The organism is Acinetobacter sp. YH12135 (assembly GCF_013418565.1).
GTDB lineage: Bacteria > Pseudomonadota > Gammaproteobacteria > Pseudomonadales > Moraxellaceae > Acinetobacter > Acinetobacter towneri.
Map to the genome: position 1 here is coordinate 41,053 of NZ_VPBU01000001.1, position 18,307 is coordinate 59,359.

At 35.4% G+C, this 18,307-nt stretch carries 17 protein-coding genes, 1 tRNA gene and 2 pseudogenes; 8 read left to right on the plus strand and 12 right to left on the minus strand.

Going from position 1 to position 18,307, the window contains the following annotated elements; genetic code table 11:
• Positions 1-9: 9 nt before the first annotated feature.
• The 7 genes from FTU70_RS00135 to FTU70_RS00165 form a co-directional block, all read right to left on the minus strand.
• Positions 10-267, minus strand: coding sequence for a hypothetical protein (locus FTU70_RS00135; RefSeq protein WP_228153774.1), 258 nt, complete (start codon positions 265-267; stop codon positions 10-12).
• 339 nt (positions 268-606) lie between these two features.
• On the minus strand, positions 607-900 hold the full coding sequence (locus tag FTU70_RS00140) for a hypothetical protein (protein WP_010111322.1): 294 nt from the start codon (positions 898-900) through the stop codon (positions 607-609).
• Positions 901-1,008: 108 nt separating this feature from the next.
• Complete coding sequence (locus tag FTU70_RS00145; protein WP_179991182.1) at positions 1,009-1,299, minus strand: hypothetical protein; 291 nt, start codon at positions 1,297-1,299, stop codon at positions 1,009-1,011.
• Between the two features lie 68 nt (positions 1,300-1,367).
• Positions 1,368-4,766 (minus strand): tyrosine-type recombinase/integrase, encoded by a 3,399-nt coding sequence (locus FTU70_RS00150; RefSeq protein ID WP_179991183.1) that lies wholly within the window; start codon positions 4,764-4,766, stop codon positions 1,368-1,370.
• Positions 4,763-7,057 carry a hypothetical protein gene (locus tag FTU70_RS00155; RefSeq protein WP_180059786.1) on the minus strand — a complete coding sequence of 765 codons (2,295 nt, stop codon included), beginning with the start codon at positions 7,055-7,057 and terminating at the stop codon, positions 4,763-4,765. The genes FTU70_RS00150 and FTU70_RS00155 overlap by 4 nt, the downstream gene beginning before the upstream one ends.
• Positions 7,058-7,080: 23 nt before the next feature.
• Positions 7,081-7,593, minus strand: a complete 513-nt coding sequence (locus tag FTU70_RS00160) for a hypothetical protein (protein WP_131262052.1) — start codon at positions 7,591-7,593, stop codon at positions 7,081-7,083.
• 216 nt (positions 7,594-7,809) lie between these two features.
• On the minus strand, positions 7,810-8,016 hold the full coding sequence (locus FTU70_RS00165) for a helix-turn-helix domain-containing protein (RefSeq protein WP_010111312.1): 207 nt from the start codon (positions 8,014-8,016) through the stop codon (positions 7,810-7,812).
• A gap of 726 nt (positions 8,017-8,742) precedes the next feature.
• Here FTU70_RS00165 and FTU70_RS00170 point away from each other — a divergent pair.
• Together FTU70_RS00170 and FTU70_RS00175 are read left to right on the plus strand one after the other, a co-directional pair.
• Positions 8,743-9,272: pseudogene (locus FTU70_RS00170) on the plus strand (IS21 family transposase); the annotation flags it as partial.
• Positions 9,257-9,697 (plus strand): annotated as a pseudogene (locus FTU70_RS00175) (transposase domain-containing protein); the annotation flags it as partial. The pseudogenes FTU70_RS00170 and FTU70_RS00175, both read left to right, overlap by 16 nt.
• 308 nt (positions 9,698-10,005) lie before the next feature.
• Here the strand turns inward: FTU70_RS00175 and FTU70_RS00180 are convergent.
• Both FTU70_RS00180 and FTU70_RS00185 read right to left on the minus strand, forming a co-directional pair.
• A tRNA-Ile gene (locus tag FTU70_RS00180) sits at positions 10,006-10,082 on the minus strand.
• A 138-nt stretch (positions 10,083-10,220) separates the two neighbouring features.
• Positions 10,221-10,364, minus strand: coding sequence for a hypothetical protein (locus tag FTU70_RS00185; RefSeq protein WP_154320842.1), 144 nt, complete (start codon positions 10,362-10,364; stop codon positions 10,221-10,223).
• Between the two features lie 306 nt (positions 10,365-10,670).
• Between FTU70_RS00185 and FTU70_RS00190 the strand changes: the two genes are divergently transcribed.
• Positions 10,671-11,249: a 1-acyl-sn-glycerol-3-phosphate acyltransferase gene (locus tag FTU70_RS00190; RefSeq protein WP_131261328.1), complete on the plus strand. Its 579-nt coding sequence runs from the start codon at positions 10,671-10,673 to the stop codon at positions 11,247-11,249.
• A gap of 99 nt (positions 11,250-11,348) precedes the next feature.
• A complete protein-coding gene (locus tag FTU70_RS00195; RefSeq protein WP_070155957.1) occupies positions 11,349-12,098 on the plus strand; it encodes a YebC/PmpR family DNA-binding transcriptional regulator in 750 nt (249 codons plus the stop codon).
• Between the two features lie 85 nt (positions 12,099-12,183).
• On the opposite strand, the gene FTU70_RS00200 is transcribed toward FTU70_RS00195, so the two are convergent.
• Positions 12,184-12,654 (minus strand): Lrp/AsnC family transcriptional regulator, encoded by a 471-nt coding sequence (locus tag FTU70_RS00200; protein ID WP_004971430.1) that lies wholly within the window; start codon positions 12,652-12,654, stop codon positions 12,184-12,186.
• Between the two features lie 488 nt (positions 12,655-13,142).
• Here FTU70_RS00200 and FTU70_RS00205 point away from each other — a divergent pair, with 488 nt between their 5' ends.
• Positions 13,143-14,147 (plus strand): hypothetical protein, encoded by a 1,005-nt coding sequence (locus FTU70_RS00205; protein WP_218946784.1) that lies wholly within the window; start codon positions 13,143-13,145, stop codon positions 14,145-14,147.
• Positions 14,148-14,226: 79 nt separating this feature from the next.
• On the opposite strand, the gene FTU70_RS00210 is transcribed toward FTU70_RS00205, so the two are convergent.
• Positions 14,227-14,991: a glutathione S-transferase family protein gene (locus FTU70_RS00210; protein ID WP_096902290.1), complete on the minus strand. Its 765-nt coding sequence runs from the start codon at positions 14,989-14,991 to the stop codon at positions 14,227-14,229.
• Positions 14,992-15,259: 268 nt separating this feature from the next.
• Here FTU70_RS00210 and ychF point away from each other — a divergent pair, with 268 nt between their 5' ends.
• Positions 15,260-16,351 (plus strand): redox-regulated ATPase YchF, encoded by a 1,092-nt coding sequence (gene ychF / locus FTU70_RS00215; RefSeq protein ID WP_004971435.1) that lies wholly within the window; start codon positions 15,260-15,262, stop codon positions 16,349-16,351.
• A 127-nt stretch (positions 16,352-16,478) separates the two neighbouring features.
• On the opposite strand, the gene FTU70_RS00220 is transcribed toward ychF, so the two are convergent.
• A complete protein-coding gene (locus FTU70_RS00220; RefSeq protein ID WP_026438320.1) occupies positions 16,479-16,970 on the minus strand; it encodes a hypothetical protein in 492 nt (163 codons plus the stop codon).
• Positions 16,971-17,089: 119 nt separating this feature from the next.
• Here FTU70_RS00220 and FTU70_RS00225 point away from each other — a divergent pair, with 119 nt between their 5' ends.
• Together FTU70_RS00225 and ygaH are read left to right on the plus strand one after the other, a co-directional pair.
• Positions 17,090-17,827: an AzlC family ABC transporter permease gene (locus FTU70_RS00225; RefSeq protein ID WP_179989883.1), complete on the plus strand. Its 738-nt coding sequence runs from the start codon at positions 17,090-17,092 to the stop codon at positions 17,825-17,827.
• Positions 17,824-18,171 carry an L-valine transporter subunit YgaH gene (ygaH, locus tag FTU70_RS00230; RefSeq protein ID WP_179989735.1) on the plus strand — a complete coding sequence of 116 codons (348 nt, stop codon included), beginning with the start codon at positions 17,824-17,826 and terminating at the stop codon, positions 18,169-18,171. Before FTU70_RS00225 ends, ygaH begins: the two co-directional genes overlap by 4 nt.
• The last annotated feature ends 136 nt before the right edge of the window (positions 18,172-18,307 follow it).

Genomic DNA, 18,307 nt, shown 5'->3' on the forward strand with positions numbered 1-18,307 from the left:
ATTTTATATTTAAAAGCTTAACCAAATTGTATCACCTGTAGATGCGTACATAGCTTCAGCAGTTTCTTTCAACACATCACTCTCATCCGTTTCCATTGATAGTTCATCACATGCAGGATACCTACTATCGCTTGTGGAAGAAAAGCTGGATTGAACAATAGACCCATCTTGCATAAATCTAGTTCTATCTTGCCTTAAAAGCTGTACACCACGGTAGCTAGCACGCATTTGATTTAATGCTTGAAGACGTCTTTCATTTGTAGTCATTATTACCTTTCTCGACATTAATTTTTTCCTTGATTTTTATCTGAAATTAAGATTAATAAATTATGACATAAATTAAAATTGAGTAATGATCCCGCAATACTTCATTAAAATCACAGCGATCAAATAAAAACAAAACAATGTCTTAAAAATCAATCCTCTAAAAACTCCATGACATCTTTACCAGTTCTGACGATTTTCATAGGAGGTTGATTAGTTGCGTTTAGTATAGACCTGAGATCGTCACACTTTATTATTTCATCTTACTAATTTTTTGCTGCGGATTTAGCGAATATTTTCGCATTATCTTTAGAAATAATTTGATCTACCATAATATATACCTCACTCTACCGATTGCTTAGTGTCTTGAGCATTCTTAATCGAAGATGAACTATCAATTAAAGAATGCCCTCGTCTTAAAGCCAGTTCTTTTTGTATTTCTTGATCTGCGGTACTTGTATCGCCATGTTTATGTATATATTCAGCTCTTTTTTCCATAAAGTCCCGCTCACGTTGCTGGACATCAACATTCACTTCATTATTTTGCTTTTGACGAGTAGCTATATAGTTATAGATACCAACGCCGCAAATTACGATTAAAAAGAAACTGAGTTGCTTCTTGATACCTCTGCTCACAAAACGTCCTTAAACTTAACTTTTCAACCAAAATTTAGATGAAATTATTGTGATTAATTCAAAAAAAACCAATAAATACTTACAGCTTATAGGTCAACACAAAAACCGTCACTCATCTCTTAGGTTAAAATCTTTATACTCATGAGCATTATCAGAAAATTTAGCAAAAAAATTATTCCAAAAAAATAGAAAATTTATTTTTTCTGCATTTTGAATAGGTTCAGGTTCTGCATATCCAATAATCCAAAATGGCGCTGTACTACAAATATCCTCAGGTATAAGTTTTTGCTGTGAAGCTGTTTCAGTACTGATAAGATATAAATTATCTTTTAGATGTACAACATGTCCTTTTGAGGCTTCTCGGATACAACGATCAGCATCTATATAGAAACATTTCATTGAGCATTCCTCCATTTTTTTAACTAGGCATCCAATTTCCATAATCGTTAAATTATTTAACGCTGCAATTAAGTCTTAGTTTGATTTATCTTCCATCTCCGATAGACGACTGCTAAAAATAAATCACTCAAAATTTTCTGGCAGGTATTATCTTTATAATTGTTATTACTAATTTTCAGACTTATCTCTTTTTTCTTTTTAGCCAATTTCAACTCAGTTTCAATCTCCTTCCATGAACGTTTAGATATTTTTATTTTTTCATGAAAAACTTGCTTATAAATGACCTTTAACTCGCGACAGAATTTACCAAAATCCTGATGATCTTGTTTGCTTTGAATATACACTTCCATACGTGCATCTATAAGATGTACACGGTACTCAAAATAGTCAAGGATGAAATGATTTCTAATTAATATATTGAAAATTTTATAATTATTTTCAACTAGTAAATTACCTGTTCGATTTTTATCAATATACTTTAAGAGCTTGTCCAAAGTGTTATTTGGACTACAGTTTTCATCATGTTGAAAGTGACGATTTGCATAGAGTTTTACAGCTACTTTACTCCCTATTGTACTGATTAAAGTATCCTCCTCTCTACCTGATAGAGCGTTCAAAATATGATTGAAGCTTGCCATAAGCTGACGTCTTACCATCATGTCTTGATCTTCTTCGATCACCTCTTGCTCTGCGACATAAGTAATAAAACGATCTGGAAATATCATTTCTTGAATTATTCTCGAGCTTGAATTCAATTTTTCTACAATACTTTTTAGAGTAATTTTTTCTGTCACTTGCGATGTATTTAACTGTTTACTAAATAATTTAACCGGCAATAAAGCTCTGACTATTTTTGCAGATACTTTACTCTCTTCTATACATAGCGCATCAGCAACCAATAATGGTCCAAAATGTAAATAATGATTTACCGTCATTTCAATAGAAGAATGCCCCATAAGATGAGCCAGTTTCCTCCATACATCAGTACGAACACCAGTATTATCTAAGCTCGAAAGTAGATAAGTTTTAATTTTGCGAACTTGCTCTGGTGAATAATCAGTCCAAGATTTGATCAGTGAATCTGTTCCTTTCAAAACTAAAGCTAGATTGGTCGCAGCAGTGTGCCTAAAGCTATGAAATGAATAGTCGTGTGCTTGGTTCAACAATAACTGATCAAATATCTTCTTAATCAATTGACTCACAGATCGAGGTGAAATACTCCCACCCTCTTCAGAGAAAATCAAACAATCTTTGGCACCTAATGTATTTTGATTAATAGGCACCTTCATTTTTTTGTTAATCAAATGAATAACTGACATTAACTCAGCTTTAGTCAGTAATTGATCCAGGCACATTCCCCGTTTTGCATTAGTGGTTTTAATCTGACGAGTATAATTATTGTGGATAAAAATTTTGCAAATTTCATGTTTTTCATTGATAAAATAATAATGAGGATCATAACCAATTGTTTTATATTTAAAATTTATCATAGCTAAATCACTTAACTTTAATCCCAAAATTTCATTGAGTCTTAGCCCCGTTCTATACGCAAGGGTACAAATGACTTTAAGGATATTCTTCTGGTCTTTGGTCAACTGAGTTTGGATAGCTATTAAATTTTTAAATTGATTAAACATTACTGGAGTAACATAGGACGTTCTACACACTTGCAAATCAGTTGATTGCAGTTGATCTAAATAATTAACACGAGGAGCACCAAAATTACGTATTAAGCTATTGTGAAATTTTTTTAGATTACTTACCGCATGCCCATAACTATTATGTTTAATCTCCCTCCCATTTTGTGAATGTTTTCTGTTTTTCTTGCTACGATCGCCAATGGATTTGACAGCCAAAATATGACTGTAGATCTCTTCAAATTCTTCTTCATCTATGACTTGAAGGTCTAAATCATTACTCACAACATATAGAAACAGTTCGTCAATAAATGATGATTTATAGGTATCTAAAGAACTCAGCTTAATACCTTTTTTATTTTTACCAGAGTCAATCGATTTTATTTCTTTCAGGCACTCCAAATACCAAGTAATCACCACAATCTGAACACTAACAAGAGCGATATCTTTTGACGAGCTATATTGCTGGGAAGAATAACTGTTTTGAAGCAAGCTAAGATCCTTTGAAAATTCAGCTATAACTTCACTCACACTCACGTTATTAACATCCAAGTTTCTTACTAAACTCTTTTTAATATCTGCGGCACAGTGATAATCAGTATTCAAATTTCGAATCTGCTCCAACTTAGCCTTCTTCAATTCCGTATAGTAAAAATTATCTACAACAGCTTGATTGATGCTCTTTTTTTTAGACGTCTGAGTACTGTGATGTTTATCAATTCCTTCCAGTGCTTTTAAGGATGAATAAGAAAGCGCCGAGTAATTAAAAACTCCCTTAGATAAAGCAATAAGAAAACCATCTAATGTATTTTTCGTTCCAAAATATTGCACGTAATCTAAATGATCAAAAAGCTTATATCTATTCTTTGAAAAAATTTTAATAACAGCATGTTCGTGATCTACATCTTGTAAGCCCGATAAGATTTTTTGATCTAACATTTCCCTATTTAGATTGATTATAGAATCAATCAATTGCACCAATTCTTGATCTACTTGTCTTTTTTCTGGTTGTGTTTCTAACTCAATCTCTTTTACAAGTCGAATCAACATCAAAAAACTCATTGGGGTCAGATAAATTTGTTTAACTTGGTATGATTTTTCATCGTAAATTAAATTTGCATAAGACGAATTTTCTAGAGGATAACTATATAAGCAAGCAAATTTTGAAATATCTTTACCATATACAGATACAAGACCACCAGATAATTCAAATGGGGAAACTCTATCATTCGAATATGTTTCCCTCACTGATTTTAAAATTGAGAGCAAATCAGCTCGTGTCCGACATCCACAGTCAAAAATGAGAGCCAATAAGAACTGACGAAGTAGAAATTGTTTTTGTTCGAATGTCGCATACGGATTGAATTTACTTGTCTTAAGCCAATGCGGTAATTGCTTTTGCCAAAAATCATACAGCTTTAGCTTAAAATCATGTAATTCCCTTCCACTCTGCAGTTTAGTTTGCGTAGATTCAATATCTTTGATATTAGGTGGGAAAGAGCTGGTTTGAATCAGTGGTATATCATAATTACCAGCCAACCATTGTATCTTTGATTCAACCTCATGTTTATTTTGAACACATAAATCTGACCAATATTGCCATCCAGCTTTTAACTCATCAGCATCCAATTTTAGTGATTTGAAGTATTTATTAACTTTGGCTCTCGCCTTATATATCTTCTCTTTAATTTTATCGTCAAGCTTAAGCTTTAAATTATGCTCCACTACCTCTTCAACTAGCATATTTGAAATACTTTCAAATATGCTCTTTGCCATAGATTCCAATTCTTGCTTTAATTTTGAAATTCTCTCTAATTTTTCATTATTCATAAAGAAATCCCCACAGATATGAGTTCAAGATCTTTAAAAAGCTTGCTTAAAGCATCCTGAATTTGAGTTTTGTAAGCATATGGCTGTAAAGATGATGATTTAGAAAATCCAATTTCACCTTGTTGATCATGCGCATACCATGACTTGAAAACTGCATCTGGCAAATCAAGGGTATTTCTTACAAAATGTCGAATCCAATTGGGGTATAACGGCCCTATTTCAGGGAAGTTCTGTGCAAGGTAAGAAGCCACATCTTTCTGAGTTAAAGGACTTATTTTTATATTCATGAATCCTGCATTTTTCTTCCAATAATGAAGATAGTAGTTATCCTCACTTTTAGTTAACATCCCTGAATCCATAAGGTCTATAATGAATTTTTCATAAAGCTTTAATTCGTTAGCAAAAAATTCAGTCAGTGGTGAAAAGCGGCCATGACGTCGTGATTGGCTATTTTTATCATGAATGTAGACTATCCCTGTAATGAAGTCATAGTTCTCCTTGATACTCGATGCAGCAATTGCTGGGCGTGCTCCTGAGGATAAAAGACAACAAACCCAAATCCAGACACTGAAAGCATTAAATCGTTCTTCAATTGATTTCTTATCCCTCAATACCTCAATGACCTGGTTGTTCAGTGAATTTAAGAATTTTTTCGCCTGATTAAATGACCAAGCTCGCTGACTTCCTACACGTTCATCACTTTTAGCTTGAATGAATTGAGGACGATCTAGCACATGACTCTCATGTTTATTCTGAAACCAAAGCCATACGTATTTCTCATACGAATCATTTAACTGTTTATAAGAAAAACCACCGTATGCCAGATCAGGTTGATGTGAAACTTGTTTACCGATGAGAAAATTCTTTTGTAAATCATCTTCACAAATTCGATGTAAATGAAATGAAAGCTGCGAGGCGATATGAGTAACAGATAGATTTCCAATACAATAACCAAAGAAACACTCTTTCAAATACTGATTAAAATCGGTGTTTGTATAGCCACTTAGTTGCGCTTTTTTGATTCGATCAATCCACATTGCAGGAATTTGGAATGTCCAACTGGAATGTTTATTCTGCCTATTTCCTTTTTTTGCAATTTCTCCCTCCAACTTTTTATTAACATCGGCATCGACGGTCCATAAATAATAATCACGACCAGAAGAATGTTTTAATTTCTTAATTTCAAAAAAGTAATCAATATATTGAAAGACAACAGCACTCATTCCTGTACATAATGACATTAAGAAACAGGCAGCCATGGCAGATTTTTCTATGTCTTTATTGTTCTGTAGTTCGTCATGTAAGACCTGATAAATAACTTTCAAAAAAGGTGGGTCAATATAATAAACATTACTCACAGTCGGTTCGTGTACATGATCGAGGTATCGACGCAATACTTGATGATCAACAAAAGAGGATACTCTGCGTGTACTCTCATCTTGACTAAAATCATATTCACGTTTTTTTATATCTTCATTTTCATCATCATCATCCTTTGCACGAGCATCCGAATAATCCGAGAAGCCTTCTGTGATCAAAGGTGGGGCAATGAAACTTAAAATAGAAACCTCTGTTTCCTCAAGTGAGGGTTGAGCTTTTTTTCTATTCACCTGTACTTTTTCATCATAGTAGAGATTTTCAACAGCCACCCTATATTCATCTAAATAGCGATTTAATGATTTTTCAATCTGATTATTTTTCTGTGCATTGAAAACTAGACAATTAGCAATTGTTCGGTCTTTGTGATGTTTAGCATAATTACTAAATTCTTTTTTCGAAAGCTTTAATGGATCAACATCTATAATTTCTCTAAAATAGAAAACAAGATTTGTTAATACATCATCTACACATTTATCAAAGTTTTTACCCACCACTCTAAGTAATAAGTACAATGTATAGTTTATTCTTTGGACTTTTAATTCTGAGTCATCAAGCTTCAAAAGCAATCCAGACAAAAACATTACATAATTTAAAATTTCAAAAGTTTTATTATTTATCTCAATTCGAGTACCATTATTTAATTTTTTAGAATTATTGCATAGCATCGAGACACTCAAAAACCCCAATATATGCTTATATTTAGTTCTTTGCTGATATCTGCAAATATTAAAATACAACATCTCACAGCTATCAATTAGAATTTCAAAACTATCTTTATCTATAAAACTCAAATGAAAATCTTGAACATATTCAAAATTTAAAACCGCTATTCTTTTACTATATCCAGAAATTTTTTTCTCAAAATCATTACAATGATTTTCAAGATCTTCCTGATTTAAAATTTCACTCATTTTAATTAACTCCAAAATAACTCTTAATACTCATTAAAATTCTTAGGCAATTTAAAAAATTTCACAAAATCACTTTTATATAATTTTTCATGATTAGAATATCCACGTTTTTTAAACACCTCCTTATTAATATAAAACCTTATTTCCGTCTTATCTTTTTGGTTTAAATATTCAAAAATCCTGTTAAACAAATAATTTCTTGATTCCTTCTTAATTGAAGCACTTTTTAAATAATGAAAAAGCTCGAACCAAAAAACATAACTTGTTTGAGCCTCAACCCAAACCTTCTGATCTTGCTTGATCGAATCCGGTAAATAAGCACATGCTGTTTTAAAACATTCAAGATCGTCACTGATTCGTTTAGCAATTGAAGTAAGTATTTGGCCTTGGACCTTCTTTTGCAGGGTTACACTAGAGCCAGTTTGATTAAGTACAGTCTTAAGTATGTCCAATTGAGTTTTTTCAACCACAATCTTCGAGTGACTCGTACTACGATGTTTGACTTTTTGCTTTGATTTTGAATATTTTTTGGACATTATTAACTCCAAATCCTACCCTATAAAAATTTCATTAAGACTTTTTTTGAGCATGACAAAGCCTAGAGCCTAAATCTAAATCCAATTTAAACTGATGATATTTCTTAAAAAATAGGTATATAAATTTTATGGATGAGATAGTATTTCTTGTTATTGCGTGCTTTTTACCTCTAAATAGAGTGAACGCCAATAGCATGAAAAACTATCTCAATTTTTCTAGACTTCTTCTTTGACACAAGCAAATTTATAGACTTCTGCTTTACTCCATCGAAGACTGCGACCATGCCTAATAGGACTTATTGGTCCGTTTTCATACAATGCCCATTTACGTAATGTTTGTTCTGCATACCCTAATAAACGAGCAGCCTCACTAGTAGATAGCAATAATCTATCTTGAGTAATTTGTTTAACTTTATGTTTCATGTTGATTAAGATATCTGGTTTAATACATTTACATAAAACTAAATTTTTTAATTAATTTATATATATATATCTGATTTTTTTATGATCCTATACCACTAAATAAAATTTTAAAAATTAACAAAAAAAATTATAATATTGATTTATATAAGATATTTTTAAAAAAAGTATGAAATCACAAAAGTAAAACGAGTACCTTCTTAAGGACAGTCAATCACATCTATCTTCAACACCACTCAATTCAGAAGAATTACCATACATAACCACCTTATAAATCTCACTTCATTATCCACTTTCTTATTAAATTTAAAATATCAATCAATAAAAATATATAAATTTATAATTTTTAAACAACTAATAAAAAATATTCACAATCTTATTGAGTAAATGAAATTTTATAAAAAAACTATTATATTAAACACATAATTTTAATTATTTTTTAGTAATGAGAATTTTTTTTAGCTCTGGTGCTCAAACCAGATTATTTAAAAGTACAATTTCCTAATGAATAAGCTTATACCTAAAATTTACCATACAATTAATTAACCCCATTATGACAACATCTTAATAGGTTAAGTTAATATATCAATTGGGTTTAATTATAATATTTTAGCGGCAGTGTAAAATATCCCTCTAGCGGCATTTAAAAACTGCCACTTAGTTAATATAGTAGTCATTTGGAACTGCTCAAATATGTTAACTTTGGAGCAAGAAGTGACAGTTTAAACACTGTATAAACAAGGTTTATTTAAGGTAATGAGTTGAGAACTTGCGGACTCTAAAAATACCGTGCGTTAATATTTAGAGCAAAAGTCCACACTACAGTATCGGCTTACAACCTAGAATAAGTATTCTTGACTCATATAAACCTTATTTTCTTGAACGCGTAAATACTCCTTATCCTGAATGGATTCCTGCCGTTGTACTTTACCAAGAAATTTTAGAGCTTGGATATCTAGGAAAGGTCAGGATATTAAGGGAATATCTTGCAACATTATAACCAGTCACCATACTGAAACCCTAAACTGCTCTACTGTGCTAAAAAATATGGCTTTCGCCCCAGCATATGTAAGCGCTACTCTGCACAAATCAAAGATAAAGTTGAACGCTTTAATGGATACTTCAAATCAAGCTTTATTGTGTTATTAAAAGCAAGCTTGAAGACTTCGAGTTTACTGTTAGATGTTGATTGTTACCAATGGCCCCCTATTGGCCGGTGGCTACATGAAACCGCCAATAACCGGATTCATGCCACTACTGTCAACAACATAGTCAACCGATCATGCAACAACTGTATTAATGGCTCAACCAACACCATCTAACGCGGCTATCGAGTTCTCTAACTGTTCGAACGATCAACTAAAGCATAAAACTCTGGCAGGCACTCTACCGCTATCTGGTTGATGGTAACTTACCAATCAACCTAAGAAGCATTACTTCGTAAGGGATCGAAAATCAGATGTGTCCGTAGGCCTTGGGACGTAAGAACTGGTTGTTTACTGACTCGCTGCGCAGTTGTAAGTGAGCGGCTAATATGATAAGCCTCATTCAGTCAGCAAAGCTGAATGGATTGGATTCCTATGCCTATTTAAGTGATATGCTAAAAAGGCTGTCAACACATAAAGTGTCCCGACTAGATGAATTACGACCACACTGCTGTAAATCTAACTTAATTAAAAAATAACTATGAGGTTCACCGGACGCTTACGTAGAAACTTGTAATAAACTGATCTAAAAAATGGGACATATACATCATAATTCGCATCTCAAAGTATTAACTTAAATTGTGATTAAGCCATGCCAGAATTAGATCGCCTCCATACCCATGTTGTCACTTAAATTTGAGTAACTACAGGAAATTCTATTTTTCAATTCTTTACACAACAAAACCAGTTAAGAATAATGTTGATTTAAGCTGCTTACCATTTGCTTACTAGAATACAAAAACAAAAAAACCACTTAGGATTAGTACACCTAAGTGGTTGTTTTATATGGTGGGCCCACCCAGACTCGAACTGGGGACCAACGGATTATGAGTCCGCTGCTCTAACCGACTGAGCTATAGGCCCTATAATTGAATTTGTTATATTTCAACAAGTTCAAGCGCAAAGAATACTAGCGAAGATTTTTTAAAAACACAAGCCATTTTCAGAAATTGCTGTATAGATAGTCAGCAGACGAATTTGATTATTATTGAAATATAAAAACTACACCTTCACTTTCCGAAACATTGCCCGATGCAACTTTAAACGCTTCTCTTTACGCACTTCTAAAAACAACTCAAACATTGACCATACCAAGACCAATAACAACACAGTCAATGCCACAAGAAAAGTCGTCAAATAAGCCACTTTAGTATCCTTCCATGATGCGTGGAATAGTGAAATGATGAATAGAATCATAGCTAATTACGACCAAAGTCTAATGATTTACAAATCATTTGAATAGTGCATTTTTGCTCAATTTAAGACTTAATTTCTCTCAATTCATATATTTTTAATATTAAAAACAAAGTATTTAGAGTTAAAACCAATAAAAGATATAACGCTATATCAACTGCATCACTTGAGATTGCTATATTTCAAACAATTTTCTGTTGACTCTTATATAAAACAAGCAGAAATTATGCATTTCCAGATTCATCAGCTGTTAAATCTATGTTGAAAAAATTTATAGGCGAGTCCGCATTCAAACTTGCAGGATGGCAATATCAGGTAGAACCCAACATCCTCGAAAATAAACAAGTGATCGTCGGTTTTGAACACACCTCAATGATGGATGCAATCCTCTCGCTTGCTCTGTTCCAAATTTATGATATTAAAATTCATACTTTAATCAAAAAAGAGCTTTTTAAAGGGCCACTTAAACCTATTTTAGAAAAAGTCGGCGGTATTCCAGTAGACCGTAAATCTAACAAAGATATTGTGTCGCAAATGGTCGAACTTTTTGATCAAAATGAACATTTCAATTTGGTCATCGCACCCGAAGCAACTCGCGCAAAAACAGGTGAAGCCCGCAAGCCAATTCGTACAGGTTTTTGGCATATTGCCAAAGCAGCCAATGTGCCTATCGTTTTAATGTATGCCAACTCACAAACCAAACAAGGTGGGATTTTTGGCAAAATCTATCCGACAGATTTAGATCACGATATGGCACTTATCCAACAATTATATAAAGAACAAGTGGGCTTAGATATTGTCATTCCTGAGCCAAAAACAACTCAAAGCAACACTTAAAAAACCTAAAACTCTGCCCTTTATCTAAAAAAAGGGCTTATGTTAGAATGGGCGCAATTTTGATAGGCATACTGCCAATCTGTAAGGAGCATAGTTCGCATGGCGGGTCATTCCAAGTGGGCCAACATTAAGCATCGTAAAGCCAAACAAGATGCTAGTCGTGGTAAGTTGTTTACCAAATTTATTCGTGAATTAACAACTGCTGCAAAGCTCGGCGGTCCAGATGCGGCAAGTAACCCTCGTTTACGTGCTGTTGTGGAAAAAGCACTTTCAGTTAACATGACACGTGACGTCATTAACCGTGCCATCCAGCGTGGTGCAGGCGGTGAAGATAACGACGATCTTAAAGAAGTAACCTATGAAGGTTATGGTGTAGGTGGTGTTGCGGTTATTGTAGAAACCATGACAGACAACTTAAACCGCACCGTGCCAGATGTACGTCACTGTTTCTCTAAAACTGACGGTAACTTAGGCACCAATGGTTCTGTAGCATTCCTATTCACCAAACGTGGTGAAATTTCATTTGAAGATTCATCTTTAGAAGATCAAGTGATGGAAGTGGCTTTAGAAGCTGGCGCAGAAGATATTGAAGTGTCTGAAGATGGCATTTTGGTTATTACTACGCCAGAAGCTTTTGGTATAGTTCAAGATGCGCTAACAGCAGCAGGTTTGAAATCTGACAATGCTGAAGTGGTTATGAGTCCATCGACCAAAGCAGAAATTACAGACATCGATCAAGCGAAAAAAATTATGAAAATGATTGATATGCTTGAAGATTTAGATGATGTTCAAAACGTATATACCAACGTTGAATTCTCTGATGAAGTTTTAGCACAATTAGACGCATAATCGGTCTAACTGCAATTCCTAAAAACGCACGTTCTCGTGCGTTTTTTTATAGATCCAGTCAAAATAATTCTAAGATTCTAATAAATTAAACTTTATTTAATAAACCATGACAGTTTAAAACATCATATTCTTTAATCACAAAGCTAGAATGCAAACCTGCCACATGCTCAATTTTACCAATCCGTTTTAATAAAATTTCGCTGTAATTTTCCATATCTCGTGCCACAACCTCTACAATAAAATCTGCAGTCTGTCCTGTCACCAAAAATGCACGTATCACTTCAGGAATGCTTTCCAATTCATCCAAAAATTTGGCAAAAATATCGGTATCGTGTTTGCTCAAAGACACCTGCAACAACACATGCAAACTAAAGCCCAGTTTTTGATAATTAATTTCACGCTTTAAACCTGAAATAATTTTATGATCGATCAGACTTTTAATACGGCGATGCACCGAACTTACCGACAGATTAACCCGCTCGGAAAGTTCATTCAAATTGACATCTTCATTGCTTAAAATTTCTAAAATATGCTTATCGTAGCGATCTAATTCCATTTTCAAGCACTCAATCTAATCTGATAAAATTTAAACTCATGCTGCCATTATACTTAAATTATTTTGCAGACTAAGCATCTTTATCGAAAATTATTTTCCATTATTAAAGCAAAATGTTTATGATTCAACAGATCACCGCTTATCGTTTTGAACAACTTAACAGACAAACGGAACAGCTTTCTAATTTATTGATTTTCAAATTTTTAAATTTAAAAAACTCAACAAAACAACGAATCTACTCATACATTTTCACAATCCCGACCGTCTATCTTTTACAAGTGTATAGAAATGTATTAAAACAGATGCGCTCGACAATAAGCACAATGCAGCACAACAAAACCAATAAAAATACAAGGAGTCGTCATGGCTTTTAAATCTCTAAGCTTGCTGAAAATAAAATTAGCTCTGTATTTACCGTTGAAACTCAGACCAGCTCTTTATTCGATGGACTCTTAAGTGGTGGCTCTTTAAGCAATACCTTTTCTGGTTTGCTTGGCAGCCTGACTAGTTCGACCTCGACCACACCTACCCTAGATTCTTTATTAAAAAGTTTACTCTCTGGCAGCAGCTTAGATAGTTCTAGCCTAACCAATCTAATCAGCCAATTTTCAAGCTCGAATACCAACTTAGATATCACCAGTTTAATTAGCAAACTGACACAATCCAATGGCGGTAGCTTCGATATTGCTTCCATCACCAATTTACTCAGCGGCATGATTGACAGCAATGCAGGTGATTTAGATATTACGAAACTCACCCAATTAGTGAGTGGGTTAATCGGTGGTAATACGGGTAATCTTGATATTGCTCAAATTGCTCAACTGGTTAGTGGCTTGATTGGTGGCAACATCGGTGGAGGTTTAGGCGGTCTAGATATCGCAGTGATTGCTGAACTTGTAGGCGGTTTAATCCAAGGCAATGGCGATCTTGATATTGCGCAAATTGCTCAACTGGCAAGCGGCTTGATTGGCAGCAATATCGGTGGCGGTTTAGGCGGTATGGATATCGCGGTCATTGCTGAATTAGTAGGCGGTTTAATGCAAGGCAATGGCGATCTTGATATTGCACAAATTGCGCAACTGGCAAGCGGCTTAATTGGCGGTAACATCGATGGTGATTTAGGTGGTCTAGATATCGCTGCTCTAGAACCAATTCTTGCGTTGCTTAATCCTGAAGGTCAGCTTGCAAGTGACTTTGATCTAGGTGGTTTATTAAATAATCTGACTGGAGATACAACTGGTGGTTTCAGCTTAGATGGCTTGAGTGATGGTTTTGACAACTTAATTTCTGGTTCAGATTTTAACATCAGCGACTTACTGCAAGGTGCGTCATCTACAACCAGTTCAGAGATCAATATTGATAGCTTAGTCCCTGCATTAGGCGATGCATTTGGCAATTTAACTGGTGGCACATCAGACACTCAATTTGATTTAGCTACCCTGCCAAATTTGGTACAGACTTTTGATTTGAATAACTTAAATTCTTTGTTCTAATCCTTGGTTTTAGGTTTTTATACATCAGTATCCAAAAAATACGCGCAGATTGCGCGTATTTTATCTGAGGCGATAACATTTAAATACCGCGCCAATCTACACGTGCATTACGCTCAGTTTGATAAATACGAGAAACATATTGCCCTAAAGGTAAATCCAGCAAATATTTTTTATAATCTTTAAATTCTTCAGAAATCACTTCATCATGTTCTTTTTCCCACGGCGTTCCAGAAATTTCCAAAATAGGTGCAAGCATCGAACACACTGAAATATCGGCTAAACCTAAACGCTCACCCACAAAATAACGCCCGTAATTATCAATCAAATGCTGATTTAAAATGACAATTAATTCATCCATCCGCTGTTTGGATTCTGCAACTTTATCTTGATCGAGCTGATAGCCCTTAGACACCAAGGCTTTAATAATTGGCTTGGAATATTTAGAAAATTGACGCAAATAGCCTTTTTCGCCAATTAAAATTTCCAAAGGTTCTTCACTTTCAGATAATGCATGCGCCAACCCCCATCGACGCACATGCTGCCCCAATTCATCAGCCAAAGTATTTATGGCCAACGCATGTTTATATTGTTCGGCATCACTGCGTAACAAGGCATGTTCGGGGTAAATATCATCTAGATATAAAGCAATTTGAGTCGAATCTGCTATCCAGCGGTCTTGATCACGTAAAATAGGTAATTTATTTTGCCCTGTTTTTAATTGGGCAAAAGCGCGATGCACGCCTGGAATTAAGTTTTGCGCATCATAATCTAACTCTTTATGATCCAATAACCAGCGAGCTTTCTCACAAAAATGAGACAAAGGAAACTGGTATAAGATGCGCATAAAATCTCCATATTTAAAATTTTGATATCCAAAGCAGTATCAATACTGTGCTTGTCATACTTTAGTCATAGCCTCTTATAATTACAATGTACTTTTTATTCAAAATTCAGGCGAAACAGTCAGCAATTCAAAATCAATTCCGAAAAGAAATTCAACGTACAGCATCAAGCACGCTAGATTGGAGAAACATCTGTCCGATGACCTGACTTTATCTGCCCTTTCATGTAAAATCGTGCCTAATTTTTAAATAACACGTTGTGAGTTATTCATGGGTTTTAATTGTGGTATTGTGGGCCTGCCAAACGTTGGTAAATCTACGCTTTTTAATGCTTTAACCAAAGCTGCAATTGCAGCGGAAAACTTCCCGTTCTGTACCATTGAGCCAAATACAGGCATTGTACCTGTGCCAGATTCACGTTTGGACAAATTGGCGGAAATCGTAAATCCGCAACGTGTATTACCAACCACGATGGAATTTGTGGATATTGCAGGTTTGGTTGCAGGTGCATCTAAAGGTGAAGGTTTAGGTAACCAATTCCTTGCCAACATTCGTGAAACCGATGCGATTGCGCATGTAGTTCGTTGCTTTGAAGATGAAAACGTCATTCACGTAAATGGTAAAATTGACCCATTAGATGACATTGCAACCATCAATACCGAACTTGCTTTGGCCGATTTAGAAACGGTAAGTAAAGCCATTACACGCTTAGCAAAATCTGCCAAAGGTGGCGATAAAGAAGCCGTAGCGACCAAAGCCGTTTTAGAAAAAATCCAACCTTTACTGGATGATGGCAAGCCTGCACGTGCAGCCAATTTAGATGACGATGAACGCAAATTGGTTCGTGGTTTTGGTTTATTAACCTTAAAACCAACCATGTATATTGCGAACGTGGCAGAAGATGGCTTTGAAAACAACCCACACTTAGATGCAGTCAAAAAACTTGCTGCAGAAGAAAATGCGATTGTGGTGCCTTTATGCAACCAAATTGAAGCCGAAATTTCATTACTTGAAGATGAAGACCGTGCAGAATTCCTAGAAGCTCTTGGTATGGAAGAACCAGGGCTGAACGTAGTGATTCGTGCAGGTTATGCGCTGTTAGGTCTGCAAACTTACTTTACTGCAGGCGTACAAGAAGTCCGCGCGTGGACAGTGAAAGTAGGTGCAACTGCACCACAAGCAGCAGGCGTAATTCACACTGACTTTGAAAAAGGCTTTATCCGCGCAGAATGTATTGCTTATGAGGATTTCGTACAATACAACGGCGAAGCAGGTGCAAAAGAAGCAGGTAAATGGCGCTTGGAAGGTAAAACTTATATCGTACAAGACGGTGATGTTTTACACTTCCGTTTTAATGTTTAATTGTTTTTATGTTTAGTTTTAGAACAATGCTTACAGCCGAGCATTGATTCAATAAAAAAACCTCGATGCTTACATCGAGGTTTTTTTATGGGCGATTCCGCATCACATTAATGCAGAACAACCTCAATTAAGACTGCACCACATTGCCCTTTTGTTTCGGGTCAGTATTGCCCAATTCAGGATGCGCCAAAGCATCAGCACATTGTTTTTTATCCCGTTCATAATCAGCTTGTTTTTGTGCAAGACTGCTTGAACTGTCAATCGTCGCACGTGCCCAAATTTCCAAACTGGTCAAAGCCTTACGACACAGCGCATATTTCCCTTCCGTTACAGAGTCGGTCATTTTGACATTAATACGCCAGTCGGTACTTAATTTACGGGCAGGTTTGCGGACTTTATCTTCAATTAAGTTACGCTGTTTACGATACACGTACGGCTCAACTTCATTCATTAATTCCCACGCGGCTTGCGCATACACAGTCGCATCATTGGTGAGTTTTGGCGCAGGCTTAATTTCTACTGTTTTTTGCGGGTTGTTGTCATTGCTACACGCTTGCAATAACAGGCTACTGCATAACATTGAAGCAAGCAGGATTACAGGTGTTTTCAATTTCAACATATCGGTTCGCCCATACAAACAATTCGGCATCATGCTAATGAATTCAAGTATAATACACAATCTTCATTTGACCCATCGTTCAACTTTCTCCCACAAGGTGTGTCGTGTCCGTACACAATATTCAAACTGCGCCCGCAGCAAGTTTTTGGCAAGGTGCAAAAGATAGTCAGGCGATTATTTTCACCTATCTGCCTGTTTCTTTTGCTTTTGGTGTTTCTGCAACTCAATTCGGCTTTAGCGCATGGGAAGCCTTATTTTTATCTTGCTCGATGTATGCAGGGGCGAGTCAATTTTTAGTCGTTGCCTTATTGGGCAGTGGAACTTCAATCTGGATGACCGCATTAACGGTAATCGCCTTGGATATTCGACATTTACTTTACGGCCCGGCCTTACAAAACCTGATTCAAGATCGTTTAAACCTAAAAAAAACTGCAATTTGGTCATGGGGTCTGACCGATGAAGTTTTTGCCTCAGGCATGATTAAACTGTCACAGCGCCGTCAGGAATGGTCTGAATCATGGATGCTTGGACTGAGTTTATTTAGTTGGTTGTCTTGGGCATTAGGCTCTTTATTAGGCGGATTATTTGCCGATCAAGTCACTAAAATGCCACAGTTTTTGCAAGCGGCGCTCGACTTTTTACTGCCCGCTTTATTCCTTAGCTTCTTATTGGCAGCATTTGAAAAGAAACACACCTTTGTCGTGGGAATCACCATTCTAGTATCTGCCGTAGCTTGTTATTTTATTGACTTATCTGCTGCAATTTTTATTGGGATTTCTTCAGGTATTTTGGCGGGATTATTTAAACACTATGTTTTAAAACAACCCGACCCTGAACATACAGGATCAAAATCATGAGTTTAGAAATTATTTTGGTCGGTATTATAGTCGGTATCGCAAACTTCGCCTCACGTTTTGGGCCATTTTTTGTGATTCAAAAGTTTCAACAAGGCTCACAGCAACGTGGTGCTTTATGGCTTAAAATCGCTTTGGGCAGCATTGGTATAGCCGCAATTAGCTCTATGCTCGTGGTTGCAACCTTGCCACCTTTGCTTGAAACACCCAATAAAAGTTTTGCGATGTTGATTGGCTTTTTAGTGCTGACAGGTTTGTATTTTAAGTTTAAGAAAATCGTACCTGCAACGCTTACCGCAGCCATCACCTATGGTTTAATTTATACTTATGTGCCATTTTCGTTCTAATGTTGCTGAAATTTAGAGGTTGAATCGTCCAAATGATCTATTTCAGGATTCAGCCTTAACTGCTTTAAAGCACTGAATGCAATATAAGTAGATGACAAAATCATGATTTTGTTGCAAACAGGGCTTAACTCATGGA

What these genes read in the sequence shown, in the direction of transcription:
- FTU70_RS00145 (WP_179991182.1), bottom strand. Translation starts at nt 1,299, where the DNA reads ATGAAATGTTTCTATATAGATGCTGATCGTTGTATCCGAGAAGCCTCA.
- ychF (WP_004971435.1), top strand. Translation starts at nt 15,260, where the DNA reads ATGGGTTTTAATTGTGGTATTGTGGGCCTGCCAAACGTTGGTAAATCT.
- ygaH (WP_179989735.1), top strand. Translation starts at nt 17,824, where the DNA reads ATGAGTTTAGAAATTATTTTGGTCGGTATTATAGTCGGTATCGCAAAC.
- FTU70_RS00210 (WP_096902290.1), bottom strand. Translation starts at nt 14,991, where the DNA reads ATGCGCATCTTATACCAGTTTCCTTTGTCTCATTTTTGTGAGAAAGCT.
- FTU70_RS00200 (WP_004971430.1), bottom strand. Translation starts at nt 12,654, where the DNA reads ATGGAATTAGATCGCTACGATAAGCATATTTTAGAAATTTTAAGCAAT.
- FTU70_RS00150 (WP_179991183.1), bottom strand. Translation starts at nt 4,766, where the DNA reads ATGAATAATGAAAAATTAGAGAGAATTTCAAAATTAAAGCAAGAATTG.
- FTU70_RS00160 (WP_131262052.1), bottom strand. Translation starts at nt 7,593, where the DNA reads ATGTCCAAAAAATATTCAAAATCAAAGCAAAAAGTCAAACATCGTAGT.
- FTU70_RS00155 (WP_180059786.1), bottom strand. Translation starts at nt 7,057, where the DNA reads ATGAGTGAAATTTTAAATCAGGAAGATCTTGAAAATCATTGTAATGAT.
- FTU70_RS00220 (WP_026438320.1), bottom strand. Translation starts at nt 16,970, where the DNA reads ATGTTGAAATTGAAAACACCTGTAATCCTGCTTGCTTCAATGTTATGC.
- FTU70_RS00195 (WP_070155957.1), top strand. Translation starts at nt 11,349, where the DNA reads ATGGCGGGTCATTCCAAGTGGGCCAACATTAAGCATCGTAAAGCCAAA.
- FTU70_RS00165 (WP_010111312.1), bottom strand. Translation starts at nt 8,016, where the DNA reads ATGAAACATAAAGTTAAACAAATTACTCAAGATAGATTATTGCTATCT.
- FTU70_RS00190 (WP_131261328.1), top strand. Translation starts at nt 10,671, where the DNA reads ATGTTGAAAAAATTTATAGGCGAGTCCGCATTCAAACTTGCAGGATGG.
- FTU70_RS00135 (WP_228153774.1), bottom strand. Translation starts at nt 267, where the DNA reads ATGACTACAAATGAAAGACGTCTTCAAGCATTAAATCAAATGCGTGCT.